The sequence below is a fragment of the Photobacterium panuliri genome, from assembly GCF_059920555.1.
Genome location: NZ_CP197192.1, coordinates 2441524 through 2458827 on the forward strand (window position 1 = coordinate 2441524; position 17304 = coordinate 2458827).

The 17304-nt window shown below is 46.1% G+C and carries 10 protein-coding genes; 3 read left to right on the plus strand and 7 right to left on the minus strand.

Annotated elements, in window-relative coordinates; translation table 11 throughout:
* Window positions 1–134: 134 nt before the first annotated feature.
* Window positions 135–2021 (minus strand): diguanylate cyclase, encoded by a 1887-nt coding sequence (locus ACSF8X_RS11300; protein WP_500849980.1) that lies wholly within the window; start codon window positions 2019–2021, stop codon window positions 135–137.
* Window positions 2022–2951: 930 nt separating this feature from the next.
* Between ACSF8X_RS11300 and ACSF8X_RS11305 the strand changes: the two genes are divergently transcribed.
* Window positions 2952–3881, plus strand: a complete 930-nt coding sequence (locus tag ACSF8X_RS11305) for a carbamate kinase (RefSeq protein WP_047876975.1) — start codon at window positions 2952–2954, stop codon at window positions 3879–3881.
* 89 nt (window positions 3882–3970) lie between these two features.
* Here the strand turns inward: ACSF8X_RS11305 and ACSF8X_RS11310 are convergent, their stop codons facing one another.
* On the minus strand, window positions 3971–6331 hold the full coding sequence (locus ACSF8X_RS11310) for an ATP-dependent helicase (protein ID WP_500849981.1): 2361 nt from the start codon (window positions 6329–6331) through the stop codon (window positions 3971–3973).
* Window positions 6332–6600: 269 nt separating this feature from the next.
* On the opposite strand from ACSF8X_RS11310, the gene ACSF8X_RS11315 reads away from it, so the two are divergent.
* Window positions 6601–7704 carry a phosphoribosylaminoimidazolesuccinocarboxamide synthase gene (locus tag ACSF8X_RS11315; protein ID WP_047876977.1) on the plus strand — a complete coding sequence of 368 codons (1104 nt, stop codon included), beginning with the start codon at window positions 6601–6603 and terminating at the stop codon, window positions 7702–7704.
* A gap of 77 nt (window positions 7705–7781) precedes the next feature.
* Here ACSF8X_RS11315 and ACSF8X_RS11320 read toward each other — a convergent pair whose 3' ends face one another.
* On the minus strand, window positions 7782–8171 hold the full coding sequence (locus ACSF8X_RS11320) for a hypothetical protein (protein WP_500849982.1): 390 nt from the start codon (window positions 8169–8171) through the stop codon (window positions 7782–7784).
* Between the two features lie 357 nt (window positions 8172–8528).
* The gene (katG, locus tag ACSF8X_RS11325; protein WP_500849983.1) at window positions 8529–10703 is read right to left on the minus strand and encodes a catalase/peroxidase HPI; all 2175 of its coding nucleotides are present in this window, start codon (window positions 10701–10703) and stop codon (window positions 8529–8531) included.
* A gap of 601 nt (window positions 10704–11304) precedes the next feature.
* On the opposite strand from katG, the gene ACSF8X_RS11330 reads away from it, so the two are divergent.
* Window positions 11305–11907 (plus strand): hypothetical protein, encoded by a 603-nt coding sequence (locus tag ACSF8X_RS11330; protein WP_500849984.1) that lies wholly within the window; start codon window positions 11305–11307, stop codon window positions 11905–11907.
* Between the two features lie 248 nt (window positions 11908–12155).
* Here ACSF8X_RS11330 and ACSF8X_RS11335 read toward each other — a convergent pair whose 3' ends face one another.
* The 3 genes from ACSF8X_RS11335 to ACSF8X_RS11345 form a co-directional block, all read right to left on the minus strand.
* Window positions 12156–12554, minus strand: a complete 399-nt coding sequence (locus ACSF8X_RS11335) for an NUDIX hydrolase (RefSeq protein WP_500849985.1) — start codon at window positions 12552–12554, stop codon at window positions 12156–12158.
* An 82-nt stretch (window positions 12555–12636) separates the two neighbouring features.
* Window positions 12637–13734, minus strand: a complete 1098-nt coding sequence (locus ACSF8X_RS11340) for an efflux RND transporter periplasmic adaptor subunit (protein ID WP_500849986.1) — start codon at window positions 13732–13734, stop codon at window positions 12637–12639.
* Window positions 13735–13826: 92 nt separating this feature from the next.
* Window positions 13827–16871, minus strand: coding sequence for an efflux RND transporter permease subunit (locus ACSF8X_RS11345; protein WP_500849987.1), 3045 nt, complete (start codon window positions 16869–16871; stop codon window positions 13827–13829).
* Window positions 16872–17304: the final 433 nt, after the last annotated feature.

Here is a 17304-nt window from a genome sequence, read left to right on the forward strand (position 1 = left end):
TGCGGTCAGTGTAGCAAAGGGATGCAGGACACTATACTGATAACAACAATAATGTGATAAGCATGACATTATGTAGGTGTAGCAAGCAGCATTAACTGCCTAAATGGCCTATTCATGCCTTATTGCGGTCAAAGTCACACCTCTTGATAGTATGAAAAATCAACATTGTTACGCCCGGATGATTTGACGCGATACAACGCTTTATCCGCCTCGCGAAAAACAAGTCGCCAGTTCTCGCTAAACGTCTCGGCATCCGCAACACTCACCCCACCAACAGAAATCGTTGCCCGTAACGGACGTTTGGCTAATTGAAAAGCATCACGGCAAATAACGTCGCAAAAACACCGTAATCGCTCTTCGCATTGAGTCCCAGATAGGATGGCGACAAACTCTTCCCCTCCCCAGCGGATCAAATGCTCATCTTCACCAAGAACCTGTCTCAGTCTATTCGCCAGTATCTTCAATACCTCATCCCCAGTATCATGGCCAAAGTGATCATTGATCTTCTTGAAATGGTCTACGTCAATAACCGCCAATGTCAGTCCATCCGGGTATATCTCCTGCAATGGCAACGATAACCACCATTCAAAATAACGACGGTTATTCAAGCCGGTCAGCGGATCTTGTGTAGACTGATTAACCAGCATCTTATTCGATGTAAGCAGCCATGCCTGTTCTTTCTTCAGTTTGTTATAGCGCCGAAACAAAAAATATAGCATGACAACAGAAAGCAGCCCCAAAAGACGAACCGTATTTTCCATCGCCTTACGTTCGGCCAATCTGGCACGGGCCAGCGCATTTTCTGCTTTCAATAACTTAATTTCTTTTTCATTTACACTATTATCAAATACTTCTTGGATATCAATAAGCTTCTGACTACGCACATCAAAAAGAAGATCCCGGCCCTCTTCAGTAAAGCGCTTATAATACTGGAGTGCCTTTTCATAGAGATGCTTCGCTTCATAGATTTTGGCCATCAACTCATACATATATACGACACGAGCCTTTTCTTTCGTTTCCTGATAAATCCCCATCGCTTTATCGGCATGTTCAAGTGCACCATCAATCCACCCGGAACTCAAATATGCCTCGGACAGACTCTCGTGGCAGCTCGCGACACTATGACCATTGATCCCACCAAACTGCTTTGCTATGACCAAACACTGGTTTGCCGCATCCACCGCCTTATCTTCTTTTCCAACATCAAGGTAATAAGCAGACAAGTTAACCAAAGCCGCTATTTTTACCCTGAGCACACTCGACTGCTTGGCCAATGCCATCGCGGTTGTAATATGTTTTTCACGCTCTTCACGGTTACCGATATATTTTGCAATAACCGCCGCATTGATATGAATATAAGACTCGATATAGGGATTATTCAATTTATACTTGCTATATAAATCTAATGCCTCGCGACTGTAATGCAGAGCGATATTCCACTCTTGCATATCAATATAAACAGAAGCAATATTGGACATGACCCTAACCAACTGTTGATAATTATTACACTTGGCAAAAATATCATACGACTGGTTATACTTGTTCAAAGCAGCTTTATATTCAGAACGGTCGGCATCTAAGTTTCCTAACCATTTCAGCGTACGTCCAAGCAACATATTGTAATCCATCTCCTCGGCTTGCTCTTTCAAATTCTCCAGTTGAAATTGAGCCAAGGCGTACTCCCGTTGATCCATCAACTCAAAGGCTTCAATAAATTTGATCTCTGCAGATAGCCACACTGATTTATGTTCCTTGGCTATTTGCTTCATTTTCTCAAGGTACGGGCGAGCACGACCAACATTTCGCCCCTGCCCTATCTGTATATAATACTGTGCAAGATATACTAATGCCTGCTCATCAACAGATAGCATATTTGATTGTGACTCCAAGACATTCACTATATCCCTCTTCGCTGTAAAAGGATCACTAAGTGCCTGAAGATACAAATTGAAATAACGATCTGTGCCAGGATGTAATGAATTACCATGATATTCACTACAAGAAAGTGGCTTAAATGCCATATCTTTCTCAGATGCATTAGCACTAGAATAAAAAAAGATATTTAAAATAAAAAATATCAACAAATACAAAAATCGGTTATGTCGAGCTAGCAGCATTTTACTCTTAATTACATGTAATATGCTTCCATGCACTTACTCGTTTCCCAATATAAATTCTGTCAATACTAAATGATCGACAACGACACTCTCTGGCTATCATCCGCAAGAATAAACAGGTTTAATATAATTAAAACAATAATATATATAATGATACTATTATATTTCAGTCGTCAAACCAGGCATTACCATGGTTATAGACCACCATCATTCGAAACATCACACTATCGATAGCATGCATAGCAAGGAGTAAGTCTCCTATTTTCCCAGAGTCATCCTCAGAAATACAGCACTATTGCGTTCTCATCGACCGCTCTAGCCCTGTGGGGCGAGACTCAGCCGCGATGATGTGAGTGTATAGGTTTGGTCACACAACCTTCTGTCACCCAGCGACTCTCCAACTGCAGGCCCCAATGGCCACCTCTAAAATAAAAACTGTGATCTACCATGAATTATTTATATTCTAAACACGTGGAACTCTATTCACTTTTATAGAATCGCTATCTAAATAGTTCATTGATTCCTGATAAAATCATTACAATTTTCGCTATTAGCAAGCATCCATCTAACGTCTGACAGCCCCCGTCATCCTGTTTTTCATTATCAATAATCTAATATGGAAACCGAGAATAATAATCTAAAAATGACACGCTATATTCACGCTGCGAATTAAGCAATTAGTATTATGATTTGAATAATGTCACATTTATTAATGTATTTTTCCCCTAATCTAGCGCCACCTAATAATAGTGAACATATAGACCCAAGAAACTTTATAAAGCTCGTTTCAACGAGCATGTAACTTGGGCATAAAAATATAATGGAGATACGATCATGCGCATAGTACTAGCTCTAGGCGGGAATGCCTTATTAGCTCGCGGACAAGCCCTAACTGCAGAAAACCAACGCGAAAATATTGTAAAAGCAGCTGCAAGCATTGCCGCTATTGCCCAAAAACACGAAATCGTGATTGTACACGGCAACGGCCCACAGGTTGGCCTGCTAATGGAACAGAATGCGGCTTACCAAGAGTACTCACCACAGACTACACCATACCCAATGGATGTACTGGGTTCTCAAACCTGCGGCATGGTTGGCTACATGCTTCAGCAAGAGCTACGCAACATTGACCCTACACTATCAATCGCAACACTGGTAACCCAAACAGAAGTCAGCACCGATGACCCGGCATTTGCCAACCCAACGAAATTTGTAGGCCCGGTTTATACTAAAGAGCGCGCTGAAGAGATCATGGCTGAAAGCGACAAGATCTTCAAAGCAGATGGTGAGTACTACCGTCGTGTTGTACCGTCACCACTACCAAAATCCATCATTGAAAAACAGCAGATCGAAACCTTGCTTGATGCTGGTGATGTGGTTATTGCTTGCGGTGGCGGCGGCGTACCTGTTTGCAAGAACGGCAATCATCTAACTGGCGTTGAGTGTGTGATCGACAAAGATCTTACTGCCGAACTTCTGTCTGAAGTGATCGACGCGGATCTATTCATCATCCTGACTGACGGATCAATCTACCGCAACTACGGCAAACCGGATCAGGCAGAAATGAAGGTAGCAACACCAGCAGGTCTGTCACAGTTCCAGTTCCCTGCGGGCTCTATGGGACCGAAGATCGACGCTGTATGCAAATTCGTGAACTCTGGTCGCGGCAATGCTGCTATCGGCTCCCTGTTTGATCTAGACCGTATCATCACTAACGAAGCGGGTACGCTAATCAAAGAAGGCGAAGGGATCGAGTACTACTGATTTCCAGATCTTGAATAACACCTCTTGCTAACACCACAAAGCCCCTTTACGGGGCTTTGTTCATTCTCGACACAATATAACGGGATACTTTATCGCCTGACTTGACTTCTGGCATACGAGGTGGCGATTAAGCGGTTGACCAACACCGACTGCTTGGCCTTATCCGCTGTTTTTAGCTCACGCAAAATACGGCTGATTTCCCCATCGAGATATTTCGCCGTTTTGCTACGGGTCATTGCTTGAACGACCTTCAGGCCATTTTCCGGCAAGGGTTGCCGCAGTGCCCACTGGTAACTGTATTCATCAGGCTCATCGCCTGTTTGCCCAACACCGCGCTTGGCGCTTTTCCGCTCACCCTTATCGACCCTTGTCTTTTTCGCCAATGGCGAACGTTCATCTATTTTGATATCCCCTTCCCGTCCCAGGTGGCGACAATATGCTTCAGCGACAGGGCTTGAATAAGAGGGCAAGTCCCCTACCTGATACAAGGCAGGCCCCAACTCGGCGGCAATTGCCAACTTGGTTTCAGCAACAAAGCGGCTCGCATTCGTCGCCTTGCCGGCAGGCCTCTCGGGTTCAGTGTGATAAATAACCGCTTGCCTCTTGGCGCGCGTCAACGCCACGTAAGCCAAACGCCTTTCTTCTTCGATATCGGCCCCGACACTGTTACCCCCCATTCTGATATAGGGGAAAGCATCCTTATCCCAAAACGGTAAATGAACATGCTCATACTCACATCCCTTTGCTCGAAATATGGTTGTCAACTGCACGCCATTTTGCCGCTGCGTGTCATCCTGCTGAGCCGAATGCACCCCTGACTGATAGGTATAATACTCAAAATATTGCAGTGCCTGTTTACAGTTCTGATCCATATTGTCGAGCACCGTTTCAACGCTATCCAACCGCTCGATGGCTTCTTCTATCTCACTGGCCGTCGCTTCGGTTTTCCAGATCCAACTATCTAGGCCGCTTTCGTTCCTGTACTGACGGAAAACCTCATGGGCCTTGAAACTGCTTTTTTTCTTGAGCCTCAACAACAAATCCAAACGCTCTACAAACGTTTCCAATTTCAATGAGGGGTTGGCTTTCTCATAACGACGGATAAACGTCAGCCACTGGCCAGGCTCCATGCCAGCCAACTGCTCACATAGCGGTTTCAGGGTCTTGTTCGGCACATAGCAATGAGGGTAACTATTGAAATTGAATAACATGACGGAACGCTTACCCGAATCGGCTTCGTCATAGCCCCCCGTCGCCCACGACATCAATGCCATAAGCATCGACACTTCTTTACTATGGGCCAGCACGGATGGCACCGGCATATGATAAGGCAACTGCTTGCTGAGGAAGGCCAGTTCGAACAACAGCGTCTGCGACCAGCGACGAACCAGTATCGCAATCTCCGACGGATTACCACCTTGATCGATATAGTCTTTGACCGACTGAAGAATCTCGCCAACCTGACGAGATGAGCCACAGCCAACCACTTTGGTATCACGGCTTTCAGGCGTCGCGGTGGTTATAAAATCACTGAATCGTTGCTTATTATTGGCAATAAGGTGGCTGGCAGCCAATGCCAGACTATGGCCAAAGCGAAAAGTCTGCGACAAGGTATAAACCGTTGCCGGCGCAAAATCCTGCTCAAAATTAAGCATGAACTGCGGGGCACTTCCCCGCCACTTGTAGATACACTGATCCACATCACCCACGGCCAATATCTGAGCCTGAGGGCCTAATAATTGTTTTAGCAACCGGTATTGGGCAGTATTGATATCCTGAAACTCGTCCACCACGATTAATTTGCATCGTTGGTGCAGGCGCGCGCGAATAGCCTCGTTGCTTTCGAGCAACTTCACGCTCTCCACCAGCCAGTCATCAAAGAACAATAATTTGAGTTCCTTTCGGCGACGCTCGAACTCCTCGTAACAATCGATAATAAACAGGTAGTCCCGATTGATATCAGCCAGTTTGAAAACCTCGTAAGGCGGCAACATATAGGCCTTTACCAAACCGATGAAGCTAAGCAGCAACTCAATGGTCTTTGGATCTTTGATCATTTGCTGGCGGATATAGGTCGTTTCCTTGCCGGAAAATTCGCGCAAGATCAACTTAACCAGCGACTTGTCACTTTCCCCGCTCTGAAAATCTACCCTGAAACCCGTTTCCCTGAAAAATCCCGATTGATTGAGAAACTTCAGGCAAAAACTATGGAACGTGTGTACTGACACCGGTTGGTTGATCCCGCTACTGCGGAGTTTTTCCTGAAAATCCCCGCGGATATCCCGGTTGAACATCAAGACCAGCATCTCTTGTGCAGGAAGTTGCTGTAGCTTCTGGCCAATTAAGCCCACCAGGGTTGTCGTCTTACCCGTGCCAGCACCAGCAATGCAAAGTGCATTACCGGCCCCGTGGTGAATAAATTCGGTTTGTTCAGGTGTATAGCGGGTCATTGTTTGCCAATCACTGTCAAAGAGCCGTTTATTTTGCCATAAACCCACAGCGCTCACCGAATAGAAAATAGCCTTTTGAACATTCCGCTGGAGCCATTATCCCGAACTTGGAAAATAAATTTACGCAAACGTTTGCTTTTATGGCTGCAAGCCGAATTAGCTTCTGATATTATCGCAGGCATCGAAAGGCTGCGGAGCAACACTTCCGCATGAATAAGCCCGACTGACACCGGTTTACCTTCGTCCACTTACCGAAATAGGAATTCGCCATGAGCCTTGCCGATCAAGTTCTCGCCGTTAATGATGACCTGCCAATCCGTACCGACAAACCCGTTCATAGCGGCAAAGTGCGCTCTGTGTACTGGCTGACAGAAAAAGACAGTCGTCGTCTGATCAAAGAAAAAGGCTACAACGTCCAACCGGATGCCCCTCTCGCTATCATGGTCATCAGCGATCGTATATCAGCATTCGACTGTATCTGGCATGCCGAGGGCGGCTTAAATGGCGTTCCGGGCAAAGGAGCCGCGCTCAATGCAATCTCCAACCACTGGTTCAAACTGTTCCGAGACAATAACCTAGCTGATAGCCATATTCTGGATATCCCCCACCCGTTTGTATGGATTGTTCAAAAAGCCAAGCCGGTGATGGTTGAAGCCATCTGCCGTCAATACATCACCGGCTCCATGTGGCGTGCATACAGCCAAGGTGAACGCCATTTCTGCGGCATCGAACTACCGGATGGCTTGAAAAAAGATCAAAAACTCCCATCGCTTTTGATGACCCCCTCTACAAAAGGGATCCTCAAAAATATCCCGGGCGTCCCCGAAGTTGACGATGTCAACGTATCCCGACAAGATCTAGAAAACAACTTCAGCGCCTTCAATTTCAGCCACCCTGACGATATCAGCCATTACGAAAAACTCCTGCAAGATGGCTTCGAGGTGATCAGCAATGCGCTGTCCCAAATTGACCAGATTTTTGTTGATACAAAATTCGAATTTGGCTACGTGACCGATGCGGCCGGACAGGAAAAGCTCATTTATATGGATGAAGTCGGCACGCCAGATTCATCGCGTATTTGGGATGGCGCGGCCTATCGTGATGGTGAGATTGTTGAGAACTCCAAAGAAGATTTCCGCCAGTTCCTACTCAACTACTTCCCTGACCCTGATATCCTATTAAACAAAGACCGTATGGATGAGCGATTTGCCCTCGCTCGTGACAATGACTTACCAGTCAGCGCACTTATGGATATTTCTAAAACATATACTGCAATAGCCGAAAAGATCACTGGGCAAAAAATCGAACTTAGTGATAATCCCAAAGCTGAAATCATTGCCATATTACGTGATGAATACTCGCTGATCGACTAACTATTGCCCCCTTTGGCTTAGGTTATTGCTTTCAACCAAGCGGCGCCTAAGCCAATCAGAGCTATTCCCAAATAAACCTATCCGCGACGGAGACTTTCAATTTTGGCGGGCAGCATTTTAAACCCTTCAAAATGCGTAGAAATAGAAAACAATAATTCCATCGCCTGAGTCTTCTGCTCTAAATCATAGAGCCCCTCGCGCTGCTTGAGCCTAAACTGCTTCGTTGTGGTCTCAAGGTGCTCACGCAAAACAGCCCCTTCTTTAGTTGCCATTTCTTTGTAGTTTTCACATGCTGGCGTTTCCCAGCCATCTTGCTTGAGTAACGTCATTTGAACATAACACTTAACAGCCGTTATACGCAGTTCCGATGATCGTTGTTCCAAACTCACTAAATTATCTAATACAGCATCAGCACGAGCTGGCATGGATAAAATCATCAATGTCAGGGGAATAATATACAGCTTCATTCAATAGCTCCAAAATATAGAAGACTCTCTACAGCCAATATTATTCACCCCCTTTAATATGTCATGATTCAAAATCAATCTTTTCAATTAATTCATTGACTTAGTAACACTTTTTCGATGACCTTCACAGCTAAGCCCTTACATTTCATGTAATTACATATTATTCAGAAGCATCTCACTCATGAAGCAAAGCACTTCAAACTCACCTCACATCAATAAAGACAACCCTATGATGTAATTTCACAAATAGTCTTTTTACAACCGATTAATACGCGCTGATTGACAGACAGGTCATAGCATAAAACATAAAAAAACCCCGCAATGGCTCAGCCATTACGGGGGTTTTTATTGGGATGATTATACTAGATCGAATCGGTCTGCATTCATCACTTTGGTCCAAGCGGCAACAAAGTCTTTCACGAATTTTTCTTTGTTGTCATCTTGTGCATACACTTCGGCGTAAGCACGCAAGATAGAGTTAGAACCGAACACCAAGTCAACACGGGTTGCCGTCCATTTTACATCACCGGTTTGACGAGAAACGATGTCGTAAGAATTACGGCCAGTTGGCTTCCAGTTGTAATTCATGTCTGTCAGGTTAACGAAGAAGTCATTCGTCAATGCACCGACACGGTCAGTGAACACACCATGAGTGCTATTGCCATAGTTGGCACCGATAACGCGCATACCACCTAGCAGTACTGTCATTTCAGGCGCAGTTAGACCCATCAATTGCGCGCGGTCTAGCAGCATTTCTTCTGGTGCTGATGCGTAGTGCTGTTTCTGCCAGTTACGGAAACCATCGGCTAGTGGTTCAAGTACCGCAAATGACTCAACATCGGTTTGCTCTGCCGTTGCGTCACCACGACCAGGTGCAAACGGTACCTCGATATCAAAACCAGCTTCTTTCGCCGCCAATTCAACGCCTAGGTTACCGGCCAGTACAATCACATCGGCAACGCTTACGTTGCTTTCAGCGGCAATACCTTCAAGAACAGACAATACGTTGGCCAGTTTTTCTGGTTCGTTACCTGCCCACTCGTTTTGTGGCGCTAGGCGAATACGCGCACCGTTGGCACCACCACGTTTGTCAGAACCACGGAATGTACGTGCACTGTCCCAAGCAGTCGATACCAAATCGCTAATGCTCAAATCAGTTGATGCAATTTTCGCTTTTACAGCAGCCACATCGTAATCGGTACGACCAGCAGGAACAGGATCTTGCCAGATTAGCTCTTCAGCCGGTACATCTGGACCTAGGTAACGAGCCTTAGGCCCCATATCACGGTGTGTCAGTTTGAACCAAGCACGGGCGAACACATCAGAAAAATGCTCAGGATCATTGTAGAAACGCTCTGAAATCACACGGTAGTCTGGGTCCATTTTCAGGGCCATATCCGCATCAGTCATCATTGGGTTACAACGCAGGCTGGCATCTTCTACGTCAGCTGGCTTGTCTTGCTCTTCGATAGACACAGGTTCCCACTGCCATGCACCCGCTGGACTCTTGGTTAGCTGCCAGTCGTGGTTCAGTAGCATCTCAAAGAAACCGTTATCCCATTGTGTTGGGTTGGTTGTCCATGCGCCTTCAATACCACTGGTTACCGTATCACGACCAATACCGCGAGAGGTGTGGTTGTTCCAGCCAAGGCCCTGCTCAGTCACGTCTGCACCCTCTGGATCTTTACCTAGGTGCGCCGCATTACCGTTACCGTGTGCCTTACCCACTGTATGGCCACCGGCAGTCAATGCCACGGTCTCTTCGTCATCCATACCCATACGGGCAAATGTTACGCGCATGTCTTCGGCTGTTTTTAGCGGATCTGGGTTGCCGTCAACACCTTCTGGGTTCACATAGATAAGGCCCATCATTACCGCGGCCAATGGATCTTCAAGATCACGGCCATTTGAATAACGGCTGTTTTCTGCATCACTAGTGGCTAGCCATTGTTTTTCAGAACCCCAGTACACGTCTTTTTCTGGCGCCCAGATATCTTCACGACCAAAGCCGAAACCGAACGTTTTCAGGCCCATTGACTCGTAAGCCATAGTACCGGCAAGCACGATCAAGTCAGCCCAGCTGATTTTGTTACCGTATTTTTGCTTGATAGGCCAAAGCAGACGACGAGCCTTATCAAGGTTCGCGTTATCTGGCCATGAGTTAAGCGGCGCAAAACGTTGGTTACCAGTGTTAGCACCACCACGGCCATCGTAAGTACGGTAAGAACCGGCTGAGTGCCATGCCATACGCACCATCAAACCGCCATAATGACCCCAGTCTGCAGGCCACCACTCTTGGCTGTTTGTCATTAGCACTTTCACATCATTTTTAAGCGCTTCTACATCCAGTTTCTGTACTTCTTCGCGATAGTTAAAATCAGCACCTAGTGGATTGGTTTTTGTATCATGCTGATGAAGAATGTCGAGATTCAGAGCATTGGGCCACCATGCAACATTGGATGCTTCAGATGATGTCATTGCGCCGTGCATTACAGGACATTTGCCGCCTGTGTGGTTGTCATGTTGATTCATGTTCACTCCATTCCCTATGTGGGTTTTATTCAGCGAAATACAAACAAAGTAAAAATTCGCTTATTATTTTGATTAGATTTATCGAAGATTCTTGCATTCTTGGCAGCGTCTGTGCGGGGCACTATCCACCACACGCTATAGCTACCTGAACTTATGGAATGAACAATACGCCTACTTTTACCCATCAGAAACGTGCTAGTACCTATTAATTTGATAGTTATAATTGATTAGTCACACAAATTAATCGCTGTATAGTAGTCTAGCCATACCTTGTAGGGACATGATGACGATTTTTTACTCACAAACAACGAATGGGATTGCTTCCAGCATGAAGAGTTACCTCTGTCCTCTTTCCACAACATAACTCTCGTAACTGGAGAATAAAATTCAGAACCATCTGAACATTCGCTTTGATTTCACCAATCAATCCGGCGGTATAATCATCGAGATCAATGATGACTCTTAGTTGATTCATTAGATTTTCCCTGATCTATTTTAACGATTTGAGTCTCTAGCATGTTTCGTATTTTCACATGAAAGTAGTATAAACATAAGAATTTAAATGATAAAATTTTAACAAATAAATACTCTAGAGATTTTCATGACCCCACAAGAGTTTGTAGAAAAATACCAAAATAAACAAATCGAGAGTAACATTACATACAACCAGTCATCAATTGTTTATTCCATTTTCAATCATGAGCGTTTAAAGCCTATCCCTTTTATATTTTCAGTATCTACAATAGTCTATCTACTTATTACGATCGCTATATTTATTGATAGCGGATTTAACCTTAATTTTGATACCAAATTCGTGGCATTGCTTTTTGCATCTAATTACTTACCAGCAATATTCGCCGCCTATCTCCAATACAGATATACCCTACCTATCATCATCAACTTTCAAAATAACACCATCCGGCAAGGAAAAAAGCCAAAGCTATTTCGTAACATTGTCTATATAGAAGTAGAGCGAGACAACATTAAAAGTAAATTAAGTAAGAGTTATGTAAAAAGACATCCTGATGAGGATTTACCCAAGATAACTGTTAATATTCATATGGGTATGTTTCGTCATTATTGCGTAGGAAGCTTTAAGTCAACGGAACTTGCCTATGAATATGCGACTGATTTAGCCTTGCTATTAGAACACAAATCTAGCGTCACAATTAGCAACCCATATATTCCATACACACAACTATGAATATTAATTTCATATTCAGCATATAGACTGATACCCTTTTGTTATGGAGGAGGATGGCTTTTGGACACATCATCCTCCTCTCAATGGTCGGGTTCTCTTCTTGATGCAGTTACCACTCACCAATGTGTTTAACTTAAGAGCTTCCAACGCTTTTTAATGCCGCGGCTTCGTTGTATCACATTTACGCAATATGCATATTAATCACATCACTCATATTGCAAAAAACAAGCAATACATACGAATAGGTATTAAATAAGTTGTTTTTGGTTCAATTCCACAAAGAGTTTTTGAACAACCACCGAACACTTTTCAATATCATCAAAACCAAGCCATGCTAACTCTTCAATTTCAGAGTCAGGTGCCAGATCACCGATATAATCCGCTTGATAACAACGTACCTGTACTACCGTTCCTTCCGGTTTGCCATCAGCAGGAGCAACAAATTCACCATAGAACGCCAATGACTCTGGATTAATCTCAACTGTCAGTTCTTCCTTGATTTCTCTCACCAATGCCTGCGCATCTGTCTCGCCCGGATCACGCTTGCCGCCAGGAATATAATAGGTCGATTTGCCTTTTGAGCGAGCACATAACACCTTGCCATTTTCAATCTGAAGCCATGCCAATTTATCAATAACTGTTTTCATTACTATTCCAATACATAGTTTGCTAATCGGGCATAACGTATAGTCAACGCCCTAATATGGCAAGGTTACATTAACCAATATGTTATGACCGTGTCGCTGTCACTTCTACTTTCTGTCCATCTGACAGGCCCGTCGCACCACGTATCACAATCTCCTTACCGATAGCCACATCGGCTTTGACTACGACATGGCCGTCTACACCGTATAATATTTCAACCGGGATAGCCTTGACCCTGGCTTGCTCTGATTCATCACGGTTTACAACAAACATCACCTTTCCTTGAGCATTAGTCACTATCGCGTCATGGGGTACCATTACCCCCTCCACGGTATAGCGTTCAGGGATTGCCACTCTTACAGGCTGGCCAATAACCAACGTCTGCCCTTGCGGCAGCAACCTAAGTTCGAGCAAACGCGATTTAACATCTGCGCTGGCCCCGACTGTCGATAACGTCGCTTCAAATTCCAATGCACCGGCGGTGATCACAAAACTTGAATTTCTCTCCAATTTCGCCGCAATGCTAATGGGGGCTTGCAACCGGATCTCCTGCTGACGGGTATTAACCAAATGCAGCATAGCCTCACCACGACTGACATATTCCCCTTCGCGCAGGTAGACTGTATTGACCGTTCCATCAAACGGTGCTCTCAATGTCGTTCTTGCTAATTGATCTTTTAACAAGCTGACCTGCAATCTGGCATTTTCCAATTCATACCGACGTACCGCCAATTCATGGCTGGCCTTGTCGCGGTCAGTCTCCGATACATTCATGTTGCGTCCGAGTTGTTCCAGACGATTTAGCTCCACAGCATAGTGCTCAACGTATGCCTTGGCTTTTTTTAGCTTCAACTGTTCAATTTTCAGCTGCAGTACCAACGCCTCGGCATCGACTTTCGCCAATACATCCCCTTTTTTAACCACTTGACCAAAATCAGCGACGGTTATTAGACGCCCCGTCGCTTCCATACTCAATTTGGCTTGCTGCGGACTATGTACTGTGCCGCTGTACCAACTTACCGGTGCCGTTGTTACCTGCTCGACAATACCCAGCGTCACCGGTTTTGCCGCCATAGCAGGAAAAGCGATCCATATAATGGCCGTGCCCCATATCCTCAGCCATGATGAAGATATCCCGTTCTTTGCCCATAGACTTGTAAAAGTCATTGTCTTTTCAGTCATTTCGTCATCCTTTATCGCTCTACCGGCAGTGTAGTTTCCGCCTGTGCATCTGATTTCGGAATGTGCGGCTCATCTTTTTCTACGGTACAGGATCATCGCTGGCCCATCCGCAATAGTGCTGGCAGCAAAATAAGCGAGAACAATGTGCTTACTAGCATGCCTCCAACAATAACGGCGGCAAGGCCGCGGTATATTTCACTGCCCGTTGCCGGACTCAACAATAGCGGCAACATACCGAAGACACTGGTAAATGTTGTCATGAATATCGGTCGTATCCGTTGCGCTAACGCACTGCTCACAGCATCATCGCGCGCCATCCCCTCACGCTCGTTACTCCGGGTTTGATGAACCAACAATATGGCGTTGTTCACCACTAACCCCAACAGGATCACAAAACCGATCATGGTCAGCAAATCCACTGGCTGCCCGACAAATCGGTGCATAATTTGAATCGCGATAATTCCACCTACCGTCGCCAGAGGCAGCGTCAATATAACGAGCAACGCATCTCGAAGCCTACCGAATACCCCCCATAACAACAGCAGCAAAATCATCAAGGCAAAACCAAAAATCGACAGCATATTGCTAATCGCCTGCTTTAAGCTATCCGCATTACCGAATAGCTGTACCGTACCACCAGCCGGCATGATTCCCTCAAGATCTTCCAATACGTGAGATTGCAAATGCTCCATCGCTTCTTCAAGCGTCATGTCATCGCTGGGCTGAACAGAAATCACAAACGAACGTTTGCCATCTGTCCTTTCTATTTCCTTGGGGCCGAGTACCGTTTCAACCGTCAGCAATTCCCCCAACGGGACAATCGCCCCCGATGGGGTTGCCAATGGCACCGAACGAAGTTCGTCAGCAGAACGAGCCCCTGTCGTCATCAGCATCATGTCTAACTGCTGATTGCCATCAAAGAAACTCCCCAGATACCGCCCTGACCCCAACGCACTGATCACTGACGGCAACTCGCCTCTGCTCCAGCCAACCTCGGCCAAGCGTCGGTCATTGGGGATCAAACGTAACTCAGGGGCGGTAAATTCCAATGAACCATTCGGCCATACTTGCGCATCCGGCAGAGCCTCTTCCACCATCGCCTTGGCCTTCTTCGCACTCTCGAACAGGCTGGGCAAATCATTGGCTTTGAGCATGATCGAAATTTCTTTCCCTGTACCTAAACTGCCAAACAAAGAACCCTGCCGGGCGAACGCTCTCACATCCGGTAAACCGACCGCAATTTCATCTCGGACAATGGCCTCTAGTTCCTTGATTTTACTTTGATCCTTTGCCCTAACTCCCATCGTGGCACCACCCGGCCACATAATAAAATAATAGTTACGCAACGCAGGCTCGCGCTCGCCATCCATATAGGGCTGCAAACGATCAACCATGGTCTCCATCACTTCATCGCGAACCGTATCAATACCTATCCCCGGCGCAATACGAAACCACACATCGACAGCATCACGCTTTACGTCAGGCAGGTAATCCATATTTGGAAATCCCATGCGTGTCACACCAAGCGGCAAGGCCAACAACACAATGATCACTATCAGTCGCCGTAGCGACGTAGACGACAATGCCATGCTCATTCGGGTAATGCGCGGCCATAATCCGGCATGCTTATCTTGCAGCTTTTCATCTTTTAGCCAGCGAGATGCCGCCACCGGCAATACGGTAATGGCGACAATTAACGACATGGTTACCGCAACTGCAATCGTGATCGCCAAATCAGCAAACAGCTGGCCTTCTACATCATTGAGCATCAAAATCGGTAAAAAAATAGCCACCGTCGTCATGGTCGATGCCAGCAAGGCGCTCCATACCTGAGCCGTTCCTTTTTCGGCCAACAGGGCTGATGTTGCAGGCCTATCGCTGCTACCCTTCTGCTCTTTGAGCCGGATAATATTCTCCAGAACCACAATAGCAGCATCCAACACCATGCCCACCGCGAACGCGAGACCCGCCAGTGAAATCACATTCAATGTGCGGCCCGTCAGTTTCAGTACGCAGATAGTGAGCAAGATACTGATCGGAATCGACATGGCGATAATTAACGTGGCCCGTGCTTTTCGGATGAAACACCAGAGCACAGCCACCGCCAGCAACACGCCAAATAAGAGGTTACCGGTCACCATATTGAGCGCACGCATGATGAAGACCGAAGCATCATAGGACATTTCCAAATGCACCCCATTTCGGGCTAATACGCTGCTATTCAGTTGCTCAATGGTTTCTTTAACCGAAAGGAGGGATTCCAGCGCATTCGCACCGCTTTCTTTCATCACACTGATATTGATGGCGGGATTTCCATTTTGCACCCGCAATGTACGAGGTACTGCACGTTGTACACCCACTTCGGCCAAATCGCGCAGGTAAACTGGTAAGCCATCACGCCACGCAACCACCATGTCACCAAACTCATTCAGCTCATAACGTCCCGCATAACGCAGCTTGTATTCTTTACGACCGATATCTAATCGCCCCGCTGACGCATCACGCCCCGCAGAAATACGCCCCACCAGTTCAGGAATGGTGATCCCCAACTCAGCCAACCGGTACGGGTCAAAGCGAATTTCAACTTGACGATCGCTCTCCCCACGCACATTAATTCGGGAGACCCCATCCACGGCAGTTAACGCCGGTTCAATTTGTGCTTCCACCAGATCCTGATAGGCCTGAATCGGCGTATCATTGCCCGGTAGCTGTTGCAAAAACAAGGAAGTCAGTTGATCGTTATTGGAACCACGGTGAATAAAAGGCCCATCAATATCGGAAGGTAAGTTCGTCGCCTGATTCACCCGGCTAATCACCTCCAACATGGCTTTTTCCATATCAGTCCCGATTTCGAACTCGAGATCAATCTCTGCCCGTCCATTACCCGCTTCGGTGTATATGGCCTTCGTGCCAGAGATCCCTTGTAAAACCTGCTCCAACGGTTCAGCCACTTCCGATTCCATCTCTTCGGCTGCCGCCGCACGCCAATGCACAGTGAGTGACAAACTCGGTCGGGTAATGTCTGGAAACAATTGAATCGGAAGGGTTTTGATACTGAGCAGCCCAAACAAAGCCGTCAGTGCAACAGCCACCGCAATCACAGCGGGACGAGAAATGGCATAGCGTGTAAGAAACATAACATCCTTTGTCTTTGTGCTTCGTGTACTGCGCGTGTCTACAGCCTATAGCTGCCGACGGGGGCTAATGAAAGCACCTCCTTCGCTTTCATCAGGCGAACAGTTGTCGTCTCCTCGGCGAGATAAGTTGGCACACTCGCCTTCACACAAAGCCGACAACAATTTAGCAACACACCTTAGCAAAATCGACTGGTTTTTACAGAGCCTTGTTATATTTTAGTTACAAATCCATCTCTCACGCAGTCTATCTCGCCGTAGCATCTGTGTTTTGGGTCAGAAACGTAAACTTCCCGGAAAACATAAAGATTGATTGACCAGTTCAATGTATATGAAAAGACTTACTCCGAGCGTCACCGCCCTCATCTTTTCACTCACCCGCGAAAGATGTCCAACATCGCATATTTGAAAAATACCCTATCTAAACAGGCACTAA